The 21,446-nt window shown below is 69.0% G+C and carries 22 protein-coding genes, 1 pseudogene and 1 riboswitch; of the genes and pseudogenes, 9 read left to right on the top strand and 14 right to left on the bottom strand.

What is annotated here, in order from left to right:
• Positions 1–28 precede the first annotated feature (28 nt).
• Together C0R66_RS07170 and C0R66_RS07165 are read left to right on the top strand one after the other, a co-directional pair.
• Positions 29–226, top strand: coding sequence for a Flp family type IVb pilin (locus C0R66_RS07170; protein WP_101524124.1), 198 nt, complete (start codon positions 29–31; stop codon positions 224–226).
• A gap of 81 nt (positions 227–307) precedes the next feature.
• The gene (locus C0R66_RS07165) at positions 308–511 is read left to right on the top strand and encodes a Flp family type IVb pilin (RefSeq protein ID WP_101524123.1); all 204 of its coding nucleotides are present in this window, start codon (positions 308–310) and stop codon (positions 509–511) included.
• A gap of 38 nt (positions 512–549) precedes the next feature.
• On the opposite strand, the gene C0R66_RS07160 is transcribed toward C0R66_RS07165, so the two are convergent.
• The 5 genes from C0R66_RS07160 to C0R66_RS07140 form a co-directional block, all read right to left on the bottom strand.
• Complete coding sequence (locus C0R66_RS07160; RefSeq protein ID WP_241901611.1) at positions 550–1,773, bottom strand: M48 family metalloprotease; 1,224 nt, start codon at positions 1,771–1,773, stop codon at positions 550–552.
• A gap of 54 nt (positions 1,774–1,827) precedes the next feature.
• Positions 1,828–2,526, bottom strand: a complete 699-nt coding sequence (locus tag C0R66_RS07155) for a hypothetical protein (protein ID WP_158647934.1) — start codon at positions 2,524–2,526, stop codon at positions 1,828–1,830.
• A gap of 549 nt (positions 2,527–3,075) precedes the next feature.
• Positions 3,076–3,996, bottom strand: a complete 921-nt coding sequence (locus tag C0R66_RS07150) for a C40 family peptidase (protein WP_241901610.1) — start codon at positions 3,994–3,996, stop codon at positions 3,076–3,078.
• A gap of 83 nt (positions 3,997–4,079) precedes the next feature.
• Positions 4,080–4,238, bottom strand: a riboswitch (cyclic di-AMP (ydaO/yuaA leader).
• Positions 4,239–4,339: 101 nt separating this feature from the next.
• On the bottom strand, positions 4,340–4,549 hold the full coding sequence (locus C0R66_RS07145; protein WP_101524119.1) for a hypothetical protein: 210 nt from the start codon (positions 4,547–4,549) through the stop codon (positions 4,340–4,342).
• An 82-nt stretch (positions 4,550–4,631) separates the two neighbouring features.
• Positions 4,632–4,898 carry a hypothetical protein gene (locus C0R66_RS07140; protein WP_101524118.1) on the bottom strand — a complete coding sequence of 89 codons (267 nt, stop codon included), beginning with the start codon at positions 4,896–4,898 and terminating at the stop codon, positions 4,632–4,634.
• A gap of 96 nt (positions 4,899–4,994) precedes the next feature.
• Here C0R66_RS07140 and C0R66_RS07135 point away from each other — a divergent pair, with 96 nt between their 5' ends.
• The 3 genes from C0R66_RS07135 to C0R66_RS07125 all read left to right on the top strand — a co-directional run bounded on the left by C0R66_RS07135 (position 4,995) and on the right by C0R66_RS07125 (position 8,590).
• Positions 4,995–6,776 (top strand): DEDD exonuclease domain-containing protein, encoded by a 1,782-nt coding sequence (locus C0R66_RS07135; RefSeq protein WP_101524117.1) that lies wholly within the window; start codon positions 4,995–4,997, stop codon positions 6,774–6,776.
• A 10-nt stretch (positions 6,777–6,786) separates the two neighbouring features.
• Positions 6,787–7,065, top strand: coding sequence for an Lrp/AsnC family transcriptional regulator (locus C0R66_RS07130; protein ID WP_101526098.1), 279 nt, complete (start codon positions 6,787–6,789; stop codon positions 7,063–7,065).
• A gap of 82 nt (positions 7,066–7,147) precedes the next feature.
• Positions 7,148–8,590, top strand: coding sequence for a hypothetical protein (locus C0R66_RS07125; RefSeq protein ID WP_158647933.1), 1,443 nt, complete (start codon positions 7,148–7,150; stop codon positions 8,588–8,590).
• On the opposite strand, the gene trpD is transcribed toward C0R66_RS07125, so the two are convergent.
• Genes trpD through C0R66_RS07110 form a run of 3 tightly spaced genes read right to left on the bottom strand, consistent with a single transcriptional unit; the run spans position 8,579 to position 10,978 of the window.
• Entirely contained in the window at positions 8,579–9,610 is a 1,032-nt protein-coding gene (trpD, locus tag C0R66_RS07120) for an anthranilate phosphoribosyltransferase (protein ID WP_101524115.1), read from the bottom strand. The genes C0R66_RS07125 and trpD overlap by 12 nt on opposite strands.
• An 8-nt stretch (positions 9,611–9,618) precedes the next feature.
• The gene (locus C0R66_RS07115) at positions 9,619–10,041 is read right to left on the bottom strand and encodes an Rv3143 family two-component system response regulator (protein WP_101524114.1); all 423 of its coding nucleotides are present in this window, start codon (positions 10,039–10,041) and stop codon (positions 9,619–9,621) included.
• Positions 10,042–10,051: 10 nt separating this feature from the next.
• The gene (locus tag C0R66_RS07110) at positions 10,052–10,978 is read right to left on the bottom strand and encodes a cytochrome c oxidase assembly protein (protein ID WP_101524113.1); all 927 of its coding nucleotides are present in this window, start codon (positions 10,976–10,978) and stop codon (positions 10,052–10,054) included.
• Between the two features lie 122 nt (positions 10,979–11,100).
• Here C0R66_RS07110 and ctaE point away from each other — a divergent pair, with 122 nt between their 5' ends.
• From ctaE to qcrB, 4 genes are all read left to right on the top strand, one after another.
• Positions 11,101–11,748: an aa3-type cytochrome oxidase subunit III gene (ctaE, locus tag C0R66_RS07105; RefSeq protein ID WP_101524112.1), complete on the top strand. Its 648-nt coding sequence runs from the start codon at positions 11,101–11,103 to the stop codon at positions 11,746–11,748.
• Positions 11,749–11,854: 106 nt separating this feature from the next.
• Positions 11,855–12,682 (top strand): cytochrome bc1 complex diheme cytochrome c subunit, encoded by an 828-nt coding sequence (gene qcrC, locus C0R66_RS07100; protein WP_479684921.1) that lies wholly within the window; start codon positions 11,855–11,857, stop codon positions 12,680–12,682.
• On the top strand, positions 12,651–13,718 hold the full coding sequence (gene qcrA, locus C0R66_RS07095; protein WP_101524111.1) for a cytochrome bc1 complex Rieske iron-sulfur subunit: 1,068 nt from the start codon (positions 12,651–12,653) through the stop codon (positions 13,716–13,718). The genes qcrC and qcrA overlap by 32 nt, the downstream gene beginning before the upstream one ends.
• Complete coding sequence (qcrB, locus tag C0R66_RS07090) at positions 13,715–15,460, top strand: cytochrome bc1 complex cytochrome b subunit (protein WP_240311612.1); 1,746 nt, start codon at positions 13,715–13,717, stop codon at positions 15,458–15,460. Before qcrA ends, qcrB begins: the two co-directional genes overlap by 4 nt.
• 50 nt (positions 15,461–15,510) lie before the next feature.
• Here qcrB and C0R66_RS19920 read toward each other — a convergent pair whose 3' ends face one another.
• From C0R66_RS19920 to ctaC, 6 genes and pseudogenes are all read right to left on the bottom strand, one after another.
• Complete coding sequence (locus C0R66_RS19920) at positions 15,511–15,903, bottom strand: CorA family divalent cation transporter (RefSeq protein ID WP_277869172.1); 393 nt, start codon at positions 15,901–15,903, stop codon at positions 15,511–15,513.
• Positions 15,888–16,328 (bottom strand): CorA family divalent cation transporter, encoded by a 441-nt coding sequence (locus C0R66_RS19915; protein ID WP_277869181.1) that lies wholly within the window; start codon positions 16,326–16,328, stop codon positions 15,888–15,890. The genes C0R66_RS19920 and C0R66_RS19915 overlap by 16 nt, the downstream gene beginning before the upstream one ends.
• A gap of 60 nt (positions 16,329–16,388) precedes the next feature.
• A complete protein-coding gene (locus tag C0R66_RS19365) occupies positions 16,389–18,125 on the bottom strand; it encodes a glycosyltransferase family 87 protein (RefSeq protein ID WP_241901609.1) in 1,737 nt (578 codons plus the stop codon).
• A gap of 162 nt (positions 18,126–18,287) precedes the next feature.
• Positions 18,288–18,686 (bottom strand): cytochrome c oxidase subunit 4, encoded by a 399-nt coding sequence (locus C0R66_RS07075; RefSeq protein ID WP_101524110.1) that lies wholly within the window; start codon positions 18,684–18,686, stop codon positions 18,288–18,290.
• Positions 18,683–20,457: pseudogene (gene ctaD, locus C0R66_RS07070) on the bottom strand (aa3-type cytochrome oxidase subunit I). Before ctaD ends, C0R66_RS07075 begins: the two are co-directional and overlap by 4 nt.
• On the bottom strand, positions 20,454–21,371 hold the full coding sequence (gene ctaC / locus C0R66_RS07065) for an aa3-type cytochrome oxidase subunit II (RefSeq protein WP_241901608.1): 918 nt from the start codon (positions 21,369–21,371) through the stop codon (positions 20,454–20,456). The pseudogene ctaD and the gene ctaC overlap by 4 nt, the downstream one beginning before the upstream one ends.
• Positions 21,372–21,446 lie beyond the last annotated feature (75 nt).

Here is a 21,446-nt window from a genome sequence, read left to right as displayed (position 1 = left end):
CCAAGCATTCACCGGAAGGACCACCCCAATGCTTCAGTACCTCACCATCCTCCTCGACGCCAAGAAGTCCAAGATGGACGAGCGCGGCGCCTCCGCCGTCGAGTACGGCCTCCTCGTGGCCGGCATCGCCGCCCTCATCGTCGTCGTCGTGTTCGCCTTCGGTGGCCTCGTCTCCGGCATCTTCGGCAACACCAGCTCGGCGATCAGCTCGGGCCAGGCTAACTGACCGCTCGTCGTGCGTGACGCGGCGCGGTTCCGAGAGTCTCGGAACCGCGCCATCTCACTTTTCCCAACCCGAGGAGAACGCATGCGCACCTACTACACCGCACGTGACCGGGGTCGTCGCCGCACGTCGGAGCAGGGCGCCTCGAGCGTCGAGTACGGACTCCTCATCGCCGGCATCGCCGCCCTGATCGTGCTCTCGGTCTTCATGTTCGGTGGAGCCGTGGCCGACCTGTTCGGGGGCTCCTGCGAGACCATGAACGCCAGCACCCACACCGGCAGCTGCTGACCGCCTCCGCGCGGCTGCCCGTCTCCCGGGGACCGAGGTCACCGCCGAGCGAGCGCCACGCGCTCCAGCACCCCGGGGTGGCTCCCCCACCACCACGACGACCATCTCGGCGGCGTCGGATCCGCGAGGGACCTGAGCGCCAGAGCCCGCTGCACCGCCACGAACGCCTCGGGATCCCCGGTCGCGGCCAGCGCATCCGCGTCTGCTCGCAGCTCCAGGCGCCGACTGATGCCGTTCTCCACCGGCGCCACCACCTGTGCGCCGACCGCGAGCAGTGCCAGCAGCACCGGCACCGTCGCTGCTGCCGCGACCCGTCGCCGGCCATCCGACCGGGTGCACGAGGCGCCGAGCAGACCCACCGCCGCCATGGCTCCCAGCGCGCCCAGTACCGTGCCGGTCAGCACGTCCTGGTGCCGGGCGTGCGCCAGCTCGTGCGCGACCACCGACCGCACCTGCTGCCCAGGCACCTCGGTGACCAGGTTGTCGTAGAGCACCACGCGCCGGGTGCTGCCCAGTCCAGAGACCCACGCGTTCAGCGTCGTGGTGCGACGCGAGGCGTCCACGACCACCACGTCGTCCAGCTGCACGTCCATCTCGTCCGCGAGCTCGGTGACCTCCTCCCGCAGCTGGCGCGGCCCCAGCGTGGTGAAGTCGTTGGACAGGGGCTCCACCAGCACCGGGTAGACGAACGAGACCAGGACGACGAGTGCTCCCAGCACGGTCGCGCAGATCAACGGCCACCAGGTCCGCCACCGTCGGGCGCAGCCCACGACGAGGAGGACGACCAGCGCCGTCCCCACGGTCTCGACCAGCTGCGAGACGGTCAGGTCGAGGAGAAACGCCGGCACGCGCTGCGTCGTCAGCCCGTAATCCCGCCGGAGCCGCAGCAGCAGGAGCGCGAACGGGAGCGTCACCAGGCGTACGCCGAGCAGCGTCAGCGCCACCCCGAGGACGGTACGCACCCACCAAGACCCAGGTAGCCGGCGCATCATCGCGGAGCCCAGGCCGGATGCCGCCAGTGCGACGACGACGATCAGCGAGAGGCCCAGCGAGCTCCAGCTCAGCAGGCGGGCCTGGCCTGCGTAGGACTCGGCTCGGCTGATCTGTGCTCTCGTGAAGAGACTGTCCGCGGGCACCGCAGCCAGGCCGTCGGGCACGGGGTGCCACGGGACCAGCACCGCGGCGAGGACCAGGAAGCAGGCCCCGGCGGTGGCGGCGACCAGCCACCCCACGACGCGGCTCGTGAGTCGGGGCGGGGTCACGAGGACCACCTTCTCACCGCGCTCCCAGCCAGCACCATCACCGGTGCCCGGGCGTCAGCCGACGAGCGCCCGGAGCTCCGCCTGCCAGGCCCGGACCAGTCCCTCCTGGGACCATCCGGCCCGGCGCAGGGCGTCGGCCACGCTGCGCCCGGAGCGGACCTGCTGGTGCAGGGAGACCAGTCCGGCGCTCCCCAGGCGTCGTTCCAGGGCCCGGCACGCCAGCCAGGCGGCCTGGTAGGCCGCTTGGACGCCGGGGGCCCCGGGCGCGAAGTCCGCAGCAGCCGGCAGACCGGCAGGCACCCCACCCGCACGGACCGCGCCGGCGATCCGCCCCGCCGTACCTGGGCCGGGCTGCACTCCACGAAGTGCGACGTGCTCGGCGAACCCCTCGAGCAGCCAGTACGGGAGGTGCTCGTCCCCAGCTCTGGTGGCCAGGTGCACCAGCTCGTGCGTCAGCACGAGCTGGGCGCTGGGAAGGTGGTGAGGACGGCTCCCGGCCGCGGCACCGTTGATGAAGATGTGGACCGGCGTCCGGGGGCCGCGCCCCTCCCCCGCCGGCGACACGACGCCGGCCGTGCCCTCCGGGACGGGTTCCTGGGCCCCGAGAGCGGCAGCGAGGCCGCGCCCCGTGGCGGGCACCTCGACCACGGCTTTCCCCCGCCACTGCGGGAGCACCGCCTCCAGCTGGGCCAGGGCACGCCGTGCCAGGACAGCCTCGCGGCGTGCGGCCCGTGGCGAGTCCTGGGCCAGCACCAGCACTCTGGCGGAGCGCTCGACGTGCAGGCGGGAGGTGAGCCACAGCGGGGCAGGGGCGCCGCCGGAGGCGTCGATGCCTGCGATCGCGATCCGGCCCCTTCCGGGACTAGCCGCACCGAGACCTTCGAGACGGAGGGGGCGGGGTCGTAGCCGGCGAGCTGCCACCTCACCTCGGCCACCACCGTGCGCGCTCCGCCGGGCGCTGCCTCCCCGTCCTGGCGCAGGTAGCGCACCTCGAACCCACCGATCCCGAGTGCGCGCGCGTTGCGCACGACGTGGCGCAGCTGCTGGCGCGCGCCGGCATCTGCACCCAGACCAGTCGCGGCCGCCTCGTCCCGGTTCACGACGGCGGCGCGGAAGGCGTGGAGGAGACTCGCGAGGGCCGCAGGCGAGGCGGACGCGACCACGATCCGATCCGGTCCGGCGTGCGGCGGTGTCGGGACGCGTGCCTGCACGGTCCAGCGGACCGCTCCGCCCAGGACCAGCAGGAACACCAGGAGCAGGATCATCTGCCGCCCGGACCCCAGGCGACGCTTCGGGGTGAGGTCAGCCAGGACGGACGGCACCGACGTAGGGCATCGAGAAGACCCCTGCCACGCGGACGCCGCTCGACGGGTTGGCCGCGTGCACGATCATGCCGTTGCCGATGTACATGCCCACGTGGCTGATGGGTGAGTAGTAGAAGACCAGGTCCCCGGGCTGCAGGTCGTTCTGGGAGACGCGGGCGCCCGAGCCGAACTGGGCGCTGGAGGAGTGCGGGAGGCCTACTCCGGCCTGGCCCCACGCCATCATGGTCAGACCCGAGCAGTCGTAGGCGTTGGGGCCGACTGCGCCGTACACGTAGGCGTCTCCGACCTGAGCCATGGCCGCCTTGACCGCAGCGGCGGCACGACCTGAAGCGGGGACGCTCTCGGGCAGCCGGGTGAAGTCCCCCCGGGATGCGGACAGGAGTCGCTCGCGCTCCTTGTCCTCGAGCTTGCCGAGCAGGCTCTTGGCCTCGGACAGCTTGGCCTCGACCTCGGCCTTCTCCTCCGCGAGCGCCTTGGTGGTCTCCGCGATCTCGGTCTTGCGCTCGGCCGTCGCGTCCTGGCGGATGTCCAGCGCGTCGACCTCGGTCGAGAAGGAGTCGAAGAGGTCGTTCTGCAGGTCGTTGAACGCCGACATGGTGGACAGCTGGCCCAGGAACGCACCCGGGTCCTCCGAGACGACGACCTGGCCGACGGTGGAGACGCTCTCGCCCTGGTACTGGCGGACGATCGACTCCTGGACCTGCTCACGCACGACCGCGAGGCGGGAGTTCTGCCGCTTCTCGTCAGCCTTGAGGGAGCCGAGCTGGTCGCTCAGTGCCTCGAGCTCGAGCCGGGCGTCGTTGTAGCGCTCCTGCGCCTGCTCGGCCTGGTGGTACAGGCGGTCGACACGGCCGCGCACGTCGCTGATGTCGGGCTCTGCCTGGACGGGGCTCGCCACGACGAAACCTGTCGAGACGAGGGCCACGCACGCGATGGTCGTCCTGCCGATTCGCTTCCGGTCGCGAGTCACGAGCGGGCAGTCTCCCTACTTGTCGTACGTCTACCGGGTGAGCTGACGGATTCGGGCACGACATGCCCTACCCCGACTCCTCGGGCCAGCAGCCCGCCTTGTCGACGATTCACCCCAGAGTTGTGGTTCCCCGGCTCCCGCACACCCGGAGGCGCTGACGGGACTCAACGCGACCCACGCGCGAATCGACGATCCACTTCCACGCGAGTCTGGGGTCAGGCTAGTGGGCTGGACGGGACCAGGACAACTTGCGCCCGAGAAAGGTGTGAATTCAGGCGGACTCGATGATCGGACCCCCCGGGACGGGATGCACCATCCGCAGCGGCGGCACGAGTCCGCCGGCCGCCAGGACGTCCAGGGCGTCGCGCGCATCGTCCTCCAGCGTGAGCTCGGGGGGTGGTCCCAGCAGCACGGTCACCACACAGTCGTGGCACGCCAGGCCCCGCACCACACAGGTGTCACAGTCGATTCTCGTCGTCATGTCAGCGACTCAAGCAGCGAGCGCCGACAGTCCCGCCGCGCGCAGGGCCAGACGGCGTGTCGGCGCGTCCCGACCGGGACGATCAGCCCCCGCTCTGTCGGTCCTGGACACCGGTCGCCACCACGTTGCGGTCCACCAGCTCGACGGCGTCCCTACGGCCGCACCACCGGCAGGTGATGCTCTCGACGTCCTCGGCCCTGAGCTCGGACTCCTCCACGACGTGCTCGCCCGCGAGGTCGAAGTGCCAGAACTCGGTGGTGCGTCGGGTGCGGGTGACGTCGAAGCGGGTCAGGTTGCCGCACGCGCCACAGCGCAACCGGGTGGTGGGGCCGGGCAGCTCAAGGTTCACCGCGCGCTCCTGGCATGGGATCGGACCTGGGCGGACCAACCCTAGTGCGCGCGGGCGCGTGATGACTGTCGGTGCTCGCGTCTAACGTCACCGGACATGAGCACCGCCCAGCAGACCGCGTCGACCCGGTGGGAGTCCCAGCGCAGCTTCGACGAGCTGGGGCGCCCACTGCGCGACCTCACGTTCACCGTCGTCGACCTCGAGACCACAGGTGGCTCGGCAGCAGGCGGCTCGATGATCACCGAGATCGGAGCCGTGAAGGTCAGGGGCGGCGAGGTCCTCGGCGAGTTCCAGACGCTGGTCAACCCGCGCGCCGAGATACCCGCGTTCATCGCCGTCCTCACCGGCATCACCAACTCGATGGTCGCCGACTCCCCGTCGATCGAGTCGGCACTGCCCGCGTTCCTGGAGTTCGCTGCAGGCAGCGTGCTGGTCGCCCACAACGCGCCGTTCGACGTCGGTTTCCTCCAGCACTTCGCCAAGCAGCAGGGGCGGCCCTGGCCGCGGTTCGAGGTCGTCGACACCGCCAAGCTCGCCCGCCGGGTGGTCACCCGGGACGAGACGCCCAACTGCAAGCTGTCCAGCCTCGCCACCCTCTTCGGCTCCACCACCACGCCCAACCACCGGGCCCTGTCGGACGCCCGAGCCACGGTGGACGTCCTGCACGGCCTCGTCGAGCGTCTCGGCGGCCTGGGGGTGCACACCCTCGAGGAGCTCCAGACGTTCAGCTCCAAGGTGACCAGTGCCCAACGCCGCAAACGACACCTCGCGGAGTCGCTGCCGCACGCGCCCGGTGTCTACCTGTTCCAGGACGACCGGTCCCGCGTCCTCTACATAGGCACCTCCCGAGACCTGCGGACCCGGGTCCGGACCTACTTCACCGCCTCCGAGACCCGATCCAGGATGGGTGAGATGGTGGGCCTGGCCGCCTCGGTCACGGGCATCGAGTGCGCCACCTCCCTGGAGGCCGAGGTGCGGGAGCTCCGGCTGATCGCCGAGCACAAGCCCCGCTACAACCGGCGCAGCCGGTTTCCCGAGAAGGTGCACTTCATCAAGCTCACTCGCGAGGTGTGGCCCAGGCTCTCCCTGGTCCGGCGGGTCCTGGACGACGACGCCGAGTACCTCGGCCCCTTCGGCTCCAGACGTGTCGCGGAGAAGTGCCTCGCGGCACTGCACGACACCTTCCCGGTGCGTCAGTGCTCCGGCCGGCTGCCCGCGACGCCGTCCCGGTCGCCCTGCGTCCTGGCTGAGATGGGTCGCTGCCTCTCCCCCTGTGACGGATCCACCGACTCCTCCACGTACGCCGAGATGGTCGCCCGACTCGGGGACGCCCTGCGACGGCGCCCCGACGAGGTGGTGGACGCCGTGAACCGCCGGATGTCGGCGCTGGCGGCGGAGGAGCGGTTCGAGGAGGCAGGCGCCCATCGTGACCGGCTCTCGGCGTTCGTCCGCGCCGCCGCCCGCACCCAGCGCCTGTCCGCCCTCAGCGGCTGCCCTGAGGTGGTCGCCGGACGCCGCGAGGACGACGGCCGCTGGGCAGTCCACGTGGTCCGGTTCGGTCGCCTCGCCGCAGCCGGGGTGATCCCCGCGGGTGCCGATGCCCACCAGTTCGTCGCGGAGCTGCGCGCGACGGCCGAGACGGTGCTCCCCGCCCCGGGCCCCGTGCCCGCCGCCACGGCGGAGGAGAGCGAGAAGGTCCTGCGGTGGCTGGAGGCCCCCGGGATCCGGCTGATCGACGTCGTGGGTCACTGGGTCTGTCCGGTTGCCGGCGCCGGCCGCCACCTGGCCCTGTACGACGCGGTCAGCCAGTCCCGGCTCAGCCTGGTGCCCTTCGACGAGCAGCGTCTGCCCTCGCCCATCCACCAGCCGGCTCGATAGTGTGCCGACCATGATCACTGCCATCGTCTTCGTCAAGGCCGATGTGGCTCGTATCCCCGAGGTCGCGGAGTCCATCGCCGCGCTGGAGGGCGTCAGCGAGGTCTACTCCGTCACGGGGCAGATCGACCTCATCGCCCTGGTCCGGGTGAGCAGGCACGAGGACATCGCCAGTGTCATCGCCGACCAGCTCAACAAGGTCCCCGGAGTCCTGGAGACCGAGACCCACATCGCCTTCCGGGCCTACTCGCGGCACGACCTGGAGGCGGCCTTCTCCCTGGGGCTGGACTGACGCCCGGCCGATCCTGACCGATTCCGCGACAGCGTTGCGGAATCACCTCGAGGACCCGGTGGACCGTGGAAAAGTGTGCGCCGTGAGCAACGACCGCGCGGCAGCACGACGATCCCCCGTGCTGACGGCGATCTCTCTGCTGATCGTGCTCGGCACGTTCGTCGCCATCGTGCGACAGGTGTCGGCTCCGGTCACCAACACCGACACGTACTTCCACCTCCGCATGGGACGCGAGTTCCTGGACGGCTGGTCCGCCCGGTCCCCCGGGACCCTCTCCCAGTTCTCCACCGCGGACTGGGTCCCGACGCAGTGGCTCGGCCAGGTCGGCTACGCGGCCTTCGAGCAGTGGTTCGGCCTCTCCGGTGTCGCGTGGCTCGCCGGCGCACTGATCCTGGCATTCGCCCTCACCGTGTTCCTGGTCGCCCGTGCCCACAGCTCACTGCTGGTCGCCTCCCTCATCACACCACTCACCGTCGGCAGCACCGCACCGTTCCTCTCCTCACGACCCCAGGTCGCCAGCTACCTGTTCGTCGTGCTGACGGTGGGCGCCTGGCTGCGCTACCGCGAGACCGGCGCAGCGCCCTGGTGGCTGGTCCCCCTGACCTGGCTGTGGGCCATGGTCCACGGCATGTGGCCCGTGGGGCCGGCGCTGGGGGTGCTGTGCCTGCTGGGCCTGGCCCTGGACCGCGCACCGCAGGCCAGCACCCGGCGGACCTCGCGTCGCAAGGCGCTGCTGGTGCCCGTGCTGTCACTGCTCGCGGCAGGGCTGACGCCCGTCGGACCGGCGCTGTACGGAGGCGTGCTCCGGGTCGGCAACATCTCCGAGTACTTCGCCGAGTGGGCACCGACCGACTTCACCGAGGTCGCGCCCGCGCTGACCGCCTCGGTCCTGCTGCTGTGGCTGGTGCTGGCGCTGCGCGCCGGTAGCGTGCCGTGGACCGAGCTGGGGTTGGGCGTGGTGGCCGCCGGGTGGCTCGTCTACTCCCAGAGGACGGTGCCGCTGGGTGCGGCCATGCTCGTCCCGCTGCTGGCCCAGCGGATGCAGCGGGTGCTCCCCGACCGCCCCAGCGTCGGCCGGCTCGAGGTGGGCGTGGCGGCAGGGGGCTTCGTCGCCGCGCTCGCGGGGCTCGCGCTCGCGGTCCCATTCACCAGCGACCAGCCCGTGGAGGTGCCGCGCGCCCAGGACCAGCTCCTGAGGGCGCTCCCGCCCGGCACGGGACTCCTCAACGAGTGGGATGAGGGCGGTCACGACGTGTGGCGCTATCCGGACCTGCAGGTGGTGATGCACGGCTACGGCGACATGTTCACCGATGACGAGCTGGAACGGAACGTCGACCTGCTGAAGCTCGCCCCTGGGTGGGACGAGAGCCTGCGGGAGCTCGGAGTGACTCACGCGCTGCTCTACACCGATGGCGTCCTCACCTACGCGCTGACCAACGACAAGGGCTGGCGAGTCATCGAGCAGGACGAGCGGATGTCCTACCTGGAGGCCCCGCCGGACTGGCTGGACCCCTCAGCCGGCTGAGGCAGCGACCCAGCGCTCCAGGGTCGCCTGCGCGCTGCCCGAGTCGATCGCCTCGCCGGCCTTCGCCACGCCCGCAGCCAGCTGGTCCAGGCGGTCCGACCCGGTCGCGTCGTACACGGCCAGGGCCGCTCCCGCGTTCAGCAGCACAGCGTCCCGCACCGCACCCGGCTCGCCGGCGAGGGTGCGCCGCACGACCTCGGCGTTGTAGGCCACGTCTCCGCCCCGCAGCGCCTCCACGGGGTTGACCGCGAGCCCCACGTCCTCGGGTCCGACGCTCCACTGCTCCACGTGGCCGTCGTTGACGCTCCACACCGACGACGTGCCCGTCACCGTCAGCTCGTCCAGGCCGTCGTCGCCGCGGAAGACCCACGCGTCGACTCCGCGCCGCGCGAACACCTCCGCCATCACCGGTGCCATCCGGAGGTCGGCACAGCCGATCGCCTGGGCGTGCGGCCGTGCCGGGTTCGACAGCGGGCCGAGGAAGTTGAAGGTGGTTGCGATCCCCAGCTCGCGCCGGGGCACGGCGGCGTGGCGCATCGCGGGGTGGAAGGCCGCGGCGAAGCAGAAGGTGATGCCCACCTCCTGGGCGAGGGCGGCCACCCTCGGCACGGGCAGGTCGAGCCGGATGCCCAGGGCCTCCAGCACGTCGGCGGAGCCGGACTGCGACGAGGCCGACCTGCTGCCGTGCTTCACGACCCTCGCCCCGGCCCCGGCGGCCACGATCGCGGCCATGGTGGAGATGTTCACCGACATGGAGCGGTCACCGCCGGTGCCCACGATGTCGAGGAGACGACCCGGCACACTCAGGGAGTTGCCCGCCGCAAGCATGGCGTCGGAGAGGCCGAGCACCTCCTCCACCGTCTCGCCCTTGGACCGCAGCGCGACGGCGAACCCGGCGATCTGGGCCGGGCTGGCATCACCGGCCAGCACCTGAGCCATGACCCACCCGGCCTGGTCCGCGCTCAGGTCCGTGCCCTGGACCAGCGTGGATAGAACCTCGGGCCAGGTGGTCGCACTCATCGGCGCCGTCAGGCCGTGGCGGGTACGCGCGACCTGAGCAGCGTCACCGCGGACTCAGCCAGCTGGATCGGGTCGAGCGGGTGCGGCACCGCGGCCTCAGCCCGCGACCACGTCGCCAGCCACGCGTCCTGCGGACGACCGGTCAGCACCATCACCGGGGGGCACTCGAAGATCTCGTCCTTGAGCTGCTTGGCGATCCCCATCCCTCCCGCGGGCACTGCCTCGCCGTCGAGGATGGCCAGGGCGATGCCGCCGGCATCCATGTTCTGCAGCACGACGGGCAGGGTGGCCACCTCCACGTACTCCACCTCGGGGAGATCGGGGTGCGGCCGACGCCCGAGCGCGAGGATGACCTGCTGGCGGGTGTCGATGTCGTCGGAGTAGACGAGCACCTTCAGCGGAGCGGGCTTCGAAGCAGTCGTGTCGGTCACGTCCGCGATGCTACCCGTCCCGCTGCGCCACCCGTTCGCGTGCCTCGATCCGGTCCAGCCTTCGGTCCTCGCGCACCGCCTCGCGCATCGAGGAGCGGACCCACTGGGCGAACAGGACGCCGAAGAACACCAGGCCGATCAGGTCTCCGGTCGCCCACAGGATCCCGCCAGCGCGGTGCTGGTCCTCCATCGCGTCCGGCAGCCAGGAGCCCATCGGCCCCTCGCGGAGCGCCAGGTACCAGTCCCCGGCGATCAAGGTGGACTGACCCATGATCGTGACCCCCAGGAACGCGTGGAACGGCAGCGTCATCACCGTCAGGAGGAGCCTGAAGGGCCAGGACACCCGTCCGGGGACCGGGTCGACCCCCATCAAGGGCCAGAAGAAGAGCGCCCCGATCAGCACCAGGTGGACGTGCATCATCTCGTGCACGTACGCCGACCGCAGGCTGGCGTCGTACCAGTCGGTGAAGTACAGGGCCCAGGGCGAGAGCACGTAGAGCCCGAAGGCCAGGGGCGCAAAGGAGAGCACCTTGGCCACCCGCGAGTGCAGGACCGCCAGCAGCAGGCGACGCAGCGAGGCGGGGAGGGTGCGCAGGGCCAGGGTGACCGGGGCGCCCAGCGCCAGCGAGAGCGGGACGACCATCGACAGGATCATGTGCTGGACCATGTGTGCCGAGAGCAGCGTCGTGTCGTAGCGGGCGAGTCCCGAGGCGGTGGCGAAGAGGAACGACCCCATGCCGAGACCGACGAAGGCGAGCGTTCGACCCAGCGGCCAGGAGTCGCCGCGGCGACGCAGCGCGTAGACCCCCCACAGGTAGAGGCCGGCGATCCACACCGTCAGGACGAAGGGGATCGGGTCCAGTCCCCAGTCCGAGAAGACGCGTCCGAGAGTGAACTCGGGCAGCTGCGGAACGCTCTGCAGAAGGACCGGATGCACTCATCCAGCCTAGATGCCCCCCGTAGCCCAGAGCCGTGCGGCCCTCACCCGACGCGGGGGGCACGAGCCGGAACGTTCATTGTCGGGGGGCCGGGGTGCTTCCACGGTGGACTAGAGCCATAATGGCTCTCGTGGCGACAGCAACGACGATTCCAGCATCTCGACTTCACGGGCACCACGACCGACCGAGCATGGTCAGCGTGGGCACGATCATCTGGCTCGCAAGCGAGCTGATGTTCTTCGCGGCACTGTTCGCGGCCTACTTCACCATCCGGGCCGTGAGCCCGGACCTGTGGGCCCAGGAGACGGAGCTGCTCAACGTCCCCTTCGCCACCGGGAACACGCTCATCCTCGTGCTGTCCTCGTTCGCCTGCCAGCTCGGCGTGTTCGCGGCCGAGCGCGGGCAGGTGGGACGCACCGGGTCCCTCCTCGCCGTCAAGGCGTGGGGCCTACGCGAGTGGTTCATCCTGACCTACGTCATGGGTGCGATCTTCATCGGCGGACAGGCACTGGAGTACGCCGAGCTGATCCACGAGGGGATGACGATCCAGGACTCTGCCTACGGCACGATGTTCTACCTGACCACGGGCTTCCACGGGCTCCACGTCGCCGGCGGCCTGTTCGCCTTCCTGCTCGTCCTCGGCCGCACCTACCTCGCCCGACGCTTCACCCACGAGCAGGCGGTCAGCGCCATCGTCGTGTCCTACTACTGGCACTTCGTCGACGTCGTGTGGATCGCCCTGTTCGCCACGATCTACCTCATCCAGTAAGTCCCGGATCCGGATCTGAAGAGGATTTAGTCAATTGCGTTTCCTGAATCGAACAGCCGGACGGCTCTCGCGTCATCGTCGAGGACCGCTCGCGGGACTCGTCGTGATGCTCCTAGGGCTGCTGATGACCGGCGGTGTCTACGCCGTGCTCGCGCCCGCGACCGCCCAAGAGACCAAGGCCGACCAGGAGTTGATCGACCAGGGTCGTGAGCTCTTCCTGGTGGGCTGTTCCTCGTGCCACGGCACGAACGGCGAGGGCGTCTCCACCAACCGCACGGGCTACCAGTTCGGGCCCTCCCTCGTCGGTGTCGGTGCTGCCGCCGTGGACTTCCAGGTCGGCACCGGCCGGATGCCGATGGCCCGGCCCGCCCAGCAGGCTCCCCGCAAGGACAGGGTCTACAACGACCAGGAGATCGAGGCCCTCGCCGCGTTCATCGCGGACCTGGGCCCCGGCCCGGCCATCCCCGACGCCGCCGACTACAGCCTGGACGGGCTGAGCGAGGCTGAGCGCGAGGAGGCCATCGTCCGCGGCGGCCAGATCTTCCTTACCAACTGCACCGCCTGCCACAACTACAACGGCTCCGGCGGAGCCATGCCCCGGGGTGGCTACGCCCCCTCCCTCAAGGGCGTGGACGAGAAGCACATCTACGAGGCGATGCTGACCGGGCCGCAGGCCATGGACGTCTTCTCCAACGGCAACCTCTCGCCCGAGGAGAAGCGCGACGTCATCGCCTACATCAAGTCCATCGAGAACACCCCGAGTACGGCGGCTTCGGCCTCGGCGGGCTCGGTCCCGTGTCCGAGGGCCTGTTCGCCTGGCTCGTCGGCCTGGGCAGCCTGGTGGGCTTCGCGATCTGGATCGCAGCCCACACGACCCGCTCGCAGAAGAACAAGGTGGAAGCGTGAGCCACAACGACGACAACCTGCCCGCTGAGGTCCAGCCGGACCCCATCGCGGACCCGGGCCTGCACCCGCACACGTGGCGTCCCACCGACGTCGACGAGCGCAAGGCCAAGCGGGCCGAGCGACAGGTCGCGACGCTCTTCGGCCTCTCGGTGGTCTGCGCGATCCTCTTCGTGGTCGCGTACTTCTCGCTGCAGATCGGTGACAACTTCGACACCTTCCTCGGCTTCGGTGCCTCCACGGTCGCACTGGGGGTCACCCTCGGTGGCGCCCTGCTGCTGATCGGCGTGGGCATCATCCAGTGGGCTCGCAAGCTCATGGCCGACCAGGAGATCGTCGAGAACCGCCACCCGGCCGCCTCCACCGAGGAGGACCGGGAGGCCGCAGTGGCCGCCCTCAACCTCGGGGTGGACGAGTCCGGCATCGGACGCCGGCCCCTGGTCCGCAACTCCCTCCTGGGCGCCGTCGCGGCCCTGGGCCTGCCCGCGGTCGTGCTGCTGCGCGACCTCGGCCCCACTCCGTCGCAGACGGTCGATGCGGAGAACGGCGGCGGCCTGGAGCACACGCTGTGGAAGAAGGGCATGCGCGTGGTCCGCGACGTGGTCGGTACCCCGATCAAGGTCTCCGACCTGGAGGTCGGCGACCTGGTGAACTGCCAGCCCGCGGCGATCTTCGAGGTCGACGCCCAGGGTCACCACGTCATCGAGGGCGTGGAGCTGCAGGTCGCCAAGTCCAAGGCGTCGGTGATCATGCTCCGGATGGAGCCCGACGACATCATCCCGGGACGCGGTCGCGAGAACTGGTCCGTCGAGGGCATCGTGGCCTACTCCAAGATCTGCACGCACGTGGGCTGCCCAATCTCGCTGAACGAGCGCACCACGCACCACCTGCTCTGCCCGTGCCACCAGTCCACGTTCGACATGGCTGACAGCGCCCGCGTGATCTTCGGTCCTGCTGCCCGTCCACTCCCCCAGCTTCCGCTGGCCGTGGACAGCGAGGGCTACCTCGTCGCCCAGCGCGACTTCACTGAACCTGTCGGAGCTAGCTACTGGGAGCGTGACTCGTGAGCATCGACACCAGCAAGGTGGCCGCGAGCAACCGCACCACTGCCGCCGTCGCACAGAAGCCGTCCAAGATGGGCGGTGTCGCCACCTGGGCCGACGAGCGTCTCGGCATCGCCGGGGCGATGAAGAAGAACCTTCGCAAGGTCTTCCCCGACCACTGGTCCTTCATGCTGGGCGAGATCGCCCTGTGGAGCTTCGTGGTACTGCTGCTCACGGGGGTCTTCCTGACCCTCTGGTTCACCCCCAGCATGTCGGAGATCCAGTACCAGGGCTCCTACGACCAGCTCCGCGGCATCTACATGTCCGAGGCCATGGCCTCCACGCTGGACATCTCGTTCGACGTGCGCGGTGGACTGCTCATGCGGCAGATGCACCACTGGGCCGCAATGATCTTCATCGGCTCGATGATGATCCACCTGATGCGCGTCTACTTCACCGGTGCGTTCCGCAAGCCGCGTGAGCTCAACTGGGTCATCGGCATGCTGCTGCTCCTGCTGGGCACGCTCGAGGGCTTCACCGGCTACTCCCTCCCCGACGACCTGCTGTCGGGCACCGGCGTGCGGGCCGCCGACGGGTTCATGAAGTCCGCTCCGGTCATCGGCACCTACATGTCGTTCTTCCTCTTCGGCGGCGAGTTCCCCGGGGACTCGATCATCCCGCGGCTCTACATCATCCACGTGCTGCTGATCCCGGGGCTGCTCCTGGCCCTGATCGCCGCCCACATGATGCTGCTCGTGTACCACAAGCACACGCAGTGGCCCGGCCCCGGACGCACCGAGGAGAACGTCGTCGGCTACCCGATGCTCCCCGTGTACGCCGCCAAGGCCGGCGGGTTCTTCTTCATCGTCTTCGGTGTCATCGCCCTGATGGGTGGCCTGATGACGATCAACCCGGTCTGGAAGTACGGGCCGTACGACCCGTCCAAGGTCACCGCCGGTTCCCAGCCGGACTGGTACATGGGCTGGCCGGACGGGGCGCTGCGCATCATGCCGGGCCTGGAGTCCCACATCGGTGGCTTCACCCTCGCCTGGAGCGTGTTCCTGCCCATCCTGGTGCTGCCGCTGCTCCTGTTCGGCGTGGTTCTGGCCCTGCCGTTCCTGGAGGCCTGGATCACCGGGGACAAGCGGGAGCACCACCTGCTGCAGCGTCCGCGCAACGCTCCCACGCGTACCGCGCTGATGGTCGCCCTGATGACTTTCTACGGTCTGATGTGGGCAGCGGGCGGCAACGACCTGATCGCCATCAAGCTCGACCTCAGCATCAACCAGATCACCTACTTCATGCGGGTGGCTGTGTTCGTCGGGCCGGTGATCGCGTTCTGGATCGCCCGTCGCTGGTGCATCTCGTTGCAGCGTCACGACAACGAGAAGATCCTGCACGGCTACGAGACCGGCATCATCATGCGGTCTGCGGAGGGCGCCTACAGCGAGCGTCACCTCCCGATCAGCGCGGACGAGGCCTACACGCTCACCGCGCGTGACCGGGACGAGGTCTACGCCATCGAGGCCGACGTGGACGAGAACGGCGTGCCTGCCTCCGGCACCAGGTCGAGCCGGCTGCGCGCCAAGCTCTCCCGCTGGTGGTTCAGCCACAACGTGCAGAAGCCCACCCGGGCGGAGCTCGAGGCGGGTCATCACGACACCGACCACGAGCACGAGCTGCAGTCTGGGCTCGACCACTCCGCCGACGGTCACCAGTTCGACGGGCACCACCCGGTCGACGGCGAGGAGCTCCGCTCCCACTAGCGCCATCGGGGAGCCTCGCTCCTCGCAGGCGTCACCGTCCTCAGCACGGCTCAGAGCCCGGCTCCCCCACGGGGCCGGGCTCTGTCGTGCATCAACAAGGCGAAGGGATACCCGAGCCGCCAGTCCAGCTCGGGCATCACCTGGAAGGTCATGCCGTAGACCGTCGGGACCAGCGAAGGCGCGAAGAGGATTGCCGCCCACGAGGAGATCCGCTTCACCTCTTCGGATTGACACAGGCTGAACTCGGTGAGCCGCTGAATCTCGTCGTTCTGCCGTTGCCCGACCAGGGTCGCGTTCACGGTCAGGATGTTCTGCAGGAGTACGCGGAGGCCCTCGACCCGCTCGATCACGCGGATGGTGTGGTCCTCGACGTTGCGCAGGGAACGACGCAGCTCTTCGTCCACGTCGTACTTCTCGAAGCCGTCGGTCAGCCTCTCGAGCATGGCCAGAAGCGTCGCGTAGCCCGCTGGAAGCCTGCCAGCTCGCGCGAGAGGGCATAGATCCGTCGTGACACACCGCTGTCCTCGGCGAAGGCAGCCGACTCGATCTCGTCAATGCTGACCTCGGGCCCGTCGACGACAGGCTCGTACTCGTCGACGACCTGGTCGAGGATCGCGTACGGCACTGCTTCCGGCCCCAGCGCCAGCAGGTCGGGGTCGGCCTCCATGCGGCGACGGATCGTCGCGATGTCCGGTGACTCCGCGTGCCGCACGGTGACCACGAAGTCCGGACCCGTGAACACATGCAGCTCGCCCAGCTCGATCCGGTCCTCAGCTGCCACGTTGGAGGCGGGACGCAGCACGGTGAACAGCACCGCCCCGTACCGCTCCATCTCGGGTCGCTGGTGTGCGCTGACGGTGTCCTCGATGGCAAGGGGGTGCAGCGAGAACTCGTCCGCGATGGAATCGATCTCGCGACGCGACGGGCGCTACAGACCGATCCACCCCATCCCGTGCCGATCGCGCAGGAGCTCGTAGGTCACCTCGAGAGTCTCGGGCTCCAGCTTGCGACCGTCCTCGTTGTAGACGGCATTGTGCACAATTCCCATGACTTCAACGCTGTCACGAGCATGACGGAGGAGGCCGCACCTGGGCGTCAGGATCGCGTCAAGAAGCAGGGGCTTCCCAGATCCGTGCTGCACCGCGCTCACAGCGAGAACTGCTCCTGCCACCTCGGAACAGAGCAACTGGAGCTCCGCCCCCGCGCCAGAGAGGTCCCGTCCCATGGTGAGGTCCTCGACCACGGTCAACAGGTGCTCTCCGCACTGTCGGTAGTCCGTGTCCATCGCTGGGCCCAGCGCACCGTCCGCCAGGCAGCGCAGACGCTGCCCACCCGTATGCCGTAGGAGCTCCAGGTCGCAACGATCAGCAGCAGACAGTTCGCGGACCGCGTCGCGAGCCACGAGGGCCGCCAACGAGTCCAGGAGCTCATTGAGCAACACGAGCTCCTCCAGGAACTGCAGGCGCTCGATCACCCGCCGCAGGTTGGAGCTGTCGGCAACGTGGTGCGCGCCCGCATGGCGTATCGAGTCCTGAATAGCGCGCACCGCGCGACGCCGGGCCAGGTCTCGGCCCTGTCGGCAGGCTGACCGTCGGTCGTCGTCGAGGGCGATACCGACGATCCGGTCCAGGGCGCATCCGGTGAGACGAAGCAATTCGTTCACCCCGCGCACAGGTGGGAGGCCCGCAGGTGCAAGTCGGACAGTCATGAACTCATCGTGGAGGGCGGGACCACGCCCAGGGAGCGGCTCACAGAACCCTGTCGCACCGCTGACGCAATCTTGACGACGATGGTGCGGAAACCAGCCGGGACAGCCCCAGTCAGTCCCCGCCCCGCGGGCCCGGCGTGTGAGCCGTGGTGTCGCAGCCAGCACCGCAGGGTCCTTGTTCTTGAGCTCCAGGTGGGGTGCGGCGAGCAACAGCCCCACGGGCAGCACCCAGCGTCGGTCCTGGCGCGCCCCCAGGTAGACCACGGCCAGGCCGACAGCCAGACGCACCACCCGCCAGACCTGGCTGCCGGAGTCAGAGTTGCCCACCAGGAACCCCACCCACTGCACCCAGAGCTCCGGCTCCAGCGCCGCGGAGAGACAGGCGAGCAGGACGGTCCAACCGATCACCCACGCTGCCGACGACCACTCCCGGCGCCCCAGGAACCACACCAGGCCGACGAGACCGATGGTGACCTTGGTCAGGAAGGCGAAGGCCCAGAAGCCCGGGCGTCGGAAGCCCAGGCAGACCATGACCCCGAGCAGCCCGTAGATGTTGCCGAACAGGATCTCCGGTGCGCACAACAGCAGCACCGAGACCCGCCACCTCAGCGGCAGCGACCAGGTGAGCCACACCAGGCACCCGATCTCGAGGCCCGTCCACAGGGTCAGGAACACAGCCCAGGGCAGCCATGCGATGGGCGTGATGAGCTGGAGGAAGAACGGCGAGTAGAGGTAGGCGTCCCTCTCCCCCGGCGGCGCTCCGTACGGCTCGTCGACGCGTAGCGCCTGCCAGTAGGCGTGAGCGTCGTAGCCGAGCCCGTCCGGGACGTATGCCCGGACGGCAGCCAGTGCCCAGAGTGCGGAGACGACCACCAGCACCAGGGGCACCAGAGCCCCGCCCAGCGCACGCAACCTCGGTGACGCGTCGCGGTCGAGGAGCGTCGGCAGGTCCCTCACGCCCACATTCTGCCCGGGGAGCGCGGACCCGGGGCCAGTTCCCCACAACCGGCCTCGCTTCCTGCCCGGGGCCGGCCCGAAATGCCGGATGCCCGGGCCCACGCAATCTCTGCGTGGACCCGGGCATCCGGGACGATCCAGGCCAGCAGTGCTGGCCCGCGATCAGTGCGCGTGCTCTCCGCGGTAGTACTCGAACACGAATCCGCACAGCGCGATCATGCCGAGGCCGGCAGCGATGATGAGCAGCCACCAAGCACCCAGGGCGATCGCGTACATCGCCAGGGCCAGCGGCAGGGCGCACCACAGCGGCCACCAGGAGTAGGGCGGGAAGAAGCCCAGCTCGCCGGCACCGTCGGCGATCTCGCCGTCCTTGCGGTCCTCAGGACGCGGGTCCATCCGACGGGCGTGGAAGCCCAGGTAGAACGAGATCATCAGCGCCAGCAGGGCAGTCATGGTCAGCGCCGAGGTGCCGGTCCAGTCGTGCGTGATCACCCAGTAGGCAGGCGCCACGAGCGTGAAGAAGACTGCCGTGATCGCGAAGATCCAAGTTTCGGCCTTCATCGAGCGTCACCATCCTTGTCGTCCGCGATGTTCTCGCCGATGCGCTCTTCGAGCATCTCCTTGCGCCCATCCACGTCGGGGGCGTCGGCGACGCCGCCCTGACGCTCGGCGTCGTTCTCCTCCAGCTCCAACGCCGCGATCTCCGGGTGGTGGAGATCGAACGCCGGCGACTCGGACCGGATCCGGGGAACGCTGGTGAAGTTGTGCCGCGGCGGGGGCGACGAGGTCGCCCACTCCAGGGACCGTCCCCAGCCCCACGGGTCGTCCATGTCGACCAGCGGCGAGTTGCGTGCCTGGTAGACGTTGTAGAGGAACGGCAGCGTGGAGGAGGCCAGCAGGAAGGCACCCACGGTGGAGATCTGGTTGAGCGTGGTGAAGCCGTCCTGCGGCAGGTAGTCGGCGTAGCGCCGGGGCATGCCCTCCACACCCAGCCAGTGCTGGACCAGGAACGTGGTGTGGAAGCCGATGAAGAGCAGCCAGAAGTGCAGCTTGCCCAGCCGCTCGTCGAGCATCCGTCCGGTCATCTTGGGCCACCAGAAGTAGAAGCCCGCGAACATCGCGAACACCACGGTGCCGAAGACCACGTAGTGGAAGTGCGCGACCACGAAGTAGGAGTCCGAGACGTGGAAGTCCAGCGGGGGGCTGGCCAGGATGACCCCGGTCAGACCGCCGAACAGGAACGTGGTCAGGAAGCCGATCGTCCACAGCATCGGGGTGTCGAACGAGACGGACCCACCCCACATCGTGCCGATCCAGTTGAAGAACTTCACTCCGGTTGGCACCGCGATCAGGAACGTCATCCCGGAGAAGAACGGCAGGTCCACCGCACCGGTGACGAACATGTGGTGCGCCCAGACGGCGACCGACAGGACCGCGATGGCGAGCGTGGCGCCGACCAGGCCCACATAGCCGAAGATCGGCTTGCGGCTGAAGACCGGGATGATCTCGGAGACGATCCCGAAGAACGGCAGCGCGATGATGTAGACCTCGGGGTGCCCGAAGAACCAGAACAGGTGCTGCCACAGGATCGGCCCCCCGTGCGAGGGGTCGAACACGTGGGCCCCGAGCATCCGGTCAGCCTCGAGCGAGAGCAGCGCACCAGCCAGGATCGGGAACGCCATCAGCACGAGCATGCTGGTGATGAGGGTGTTCCAGACGAAGATCGGCATCCGGAACATGGTCATGCCGGGCGCCCGCATGCAGATGATCGTGGTGATGAAGTTGACCGCACCGAGGATCGTGCCGAGACCGGCCAGGTAGAGACCCATGACCCACAGGTCACCACCGGCACCGGGCGAGCGCACCGAGTCCGAGAGCGGGACGTAGGCGAACCAGCCGAAGTCAGCGGCCCCCGAGGGGTCAGGAACCCCGAGGCTGCGATCAGGCCGCCGAAGAGGAACAGCCAGTAGCTGAACATGTTCAGCCGCGGGAAGGCCACGTCGGGCGCGCCGATCTGGATCGGCATGATCATGTTGGCGAAGCCGAAGAACAGCGGCGTCGCGAACAGCAGCAGCATGATCGTGCCGTGCATCGTGAACAGCTGGTTGTACAGCTCGTCGTTGACGACCTGCTGTCCGGGGAACGCCAGCTCCGAGCGGATCACCATGGCCATCAGGCCACCAAGGATGAACCACATGAACGAGGTGACGAGGTACATCTTGCCGATCAGCTTGTGATCGGTGGTGGTGAGCATGCGAACGACCTGCTGGCCGAGCTGGTGCTGCTTGCCCTCCGGAGCAAGGATCTCCGGGCGGGCCTGGGTGGCAGTCACTCCTGGCCTCCTTCTTCGTCGTCGTCCTCAGCCGGGAAGCCCTCTTCCACGTCGTCCTGCCCGCTGTCGAGCCCGGCCTGGGTGTATGCGTCGGAGCCGCCGAGCAGCGGCTCGTCGGCCACGTCGTCCCGCGCGGCCAGCTCGGCAAGGTGCGCCTGGTAGTCGGTCTCGCTCACGATCTTGACGTTGAACAGCATCCTCGAGTGCGAGACGCCGCAGTACTCGAAGCACTTGCCGGCGTACGTGCCGAGCTCGGAGGGGGTCACCTGGAACTTGTTGACCCGACCGGGGATGACGTCGAGCTTCATGAGGAAGGCCGGAACGCCGAACGAGTGGTTCACGTCGGGCGAGTGCAGGTTGAACTGCACCGTCTGGTCGACGGGGAGCACCAGCAGCGGGCGCTCACCGACCGTGCCGACCGTGTACGGCGTCCTGCCGTCCTCGCCCTCCTCGGTGTAGTTGAACGTCCAGGACCACTGCTGGCCCACGACGTCGATCACCACGTCGGGATCGCTCTTGACCTCGGTGACCTCGTTCTGGACGTTGACGGTCCAGTAGAAGAAGACGACCACCATCATGATCGGGGCGATCGTGTAGAAGATCTCCAGCGGCAGGTTGTAGCGCGTCTGCACCGGGACGTCGTCCTGGTGCCGACGGCGGAACCGCCAGATGACGTAGAAGATCAGACCCCAGACGATGACGCCGGTAGCCAGCGCAGCCACCCATGCCCACCTCCAGAGATCGAAGATGTGCGGCCCCTGCTCGGTCACAGGGGACGGCATCGCCAGGTTCTTCCACTCTTGCTGTTCCTCAGCGGAGCAGGCGCCCAGCATGAGCAGGGCGATACCCAGCAGCACGGCCGTCGCGACCCGCTTGCCGGGTGCAGCCGCGCGCGAGGGGATGTTCAGACCCACGGACGAGCCTCTCTCTAGGGCATTCACGTATGACCCCCACACTACTGGCAGCACGCCGTCGGTCACGTGGTGGGT

The organism is Nocardioides houyundeii (assembly GCF_002865585.1).
Taxonomy (GTDB): Bacteria; Actinomycetota; Actinomycetes; order Propionibacteriales; family Nocardioidaceae; genus Nocardioides; species Nocardioides houyundeii.
This window is presented reverse-complemented; position numbering and strand designations above follow the sequence as displayed.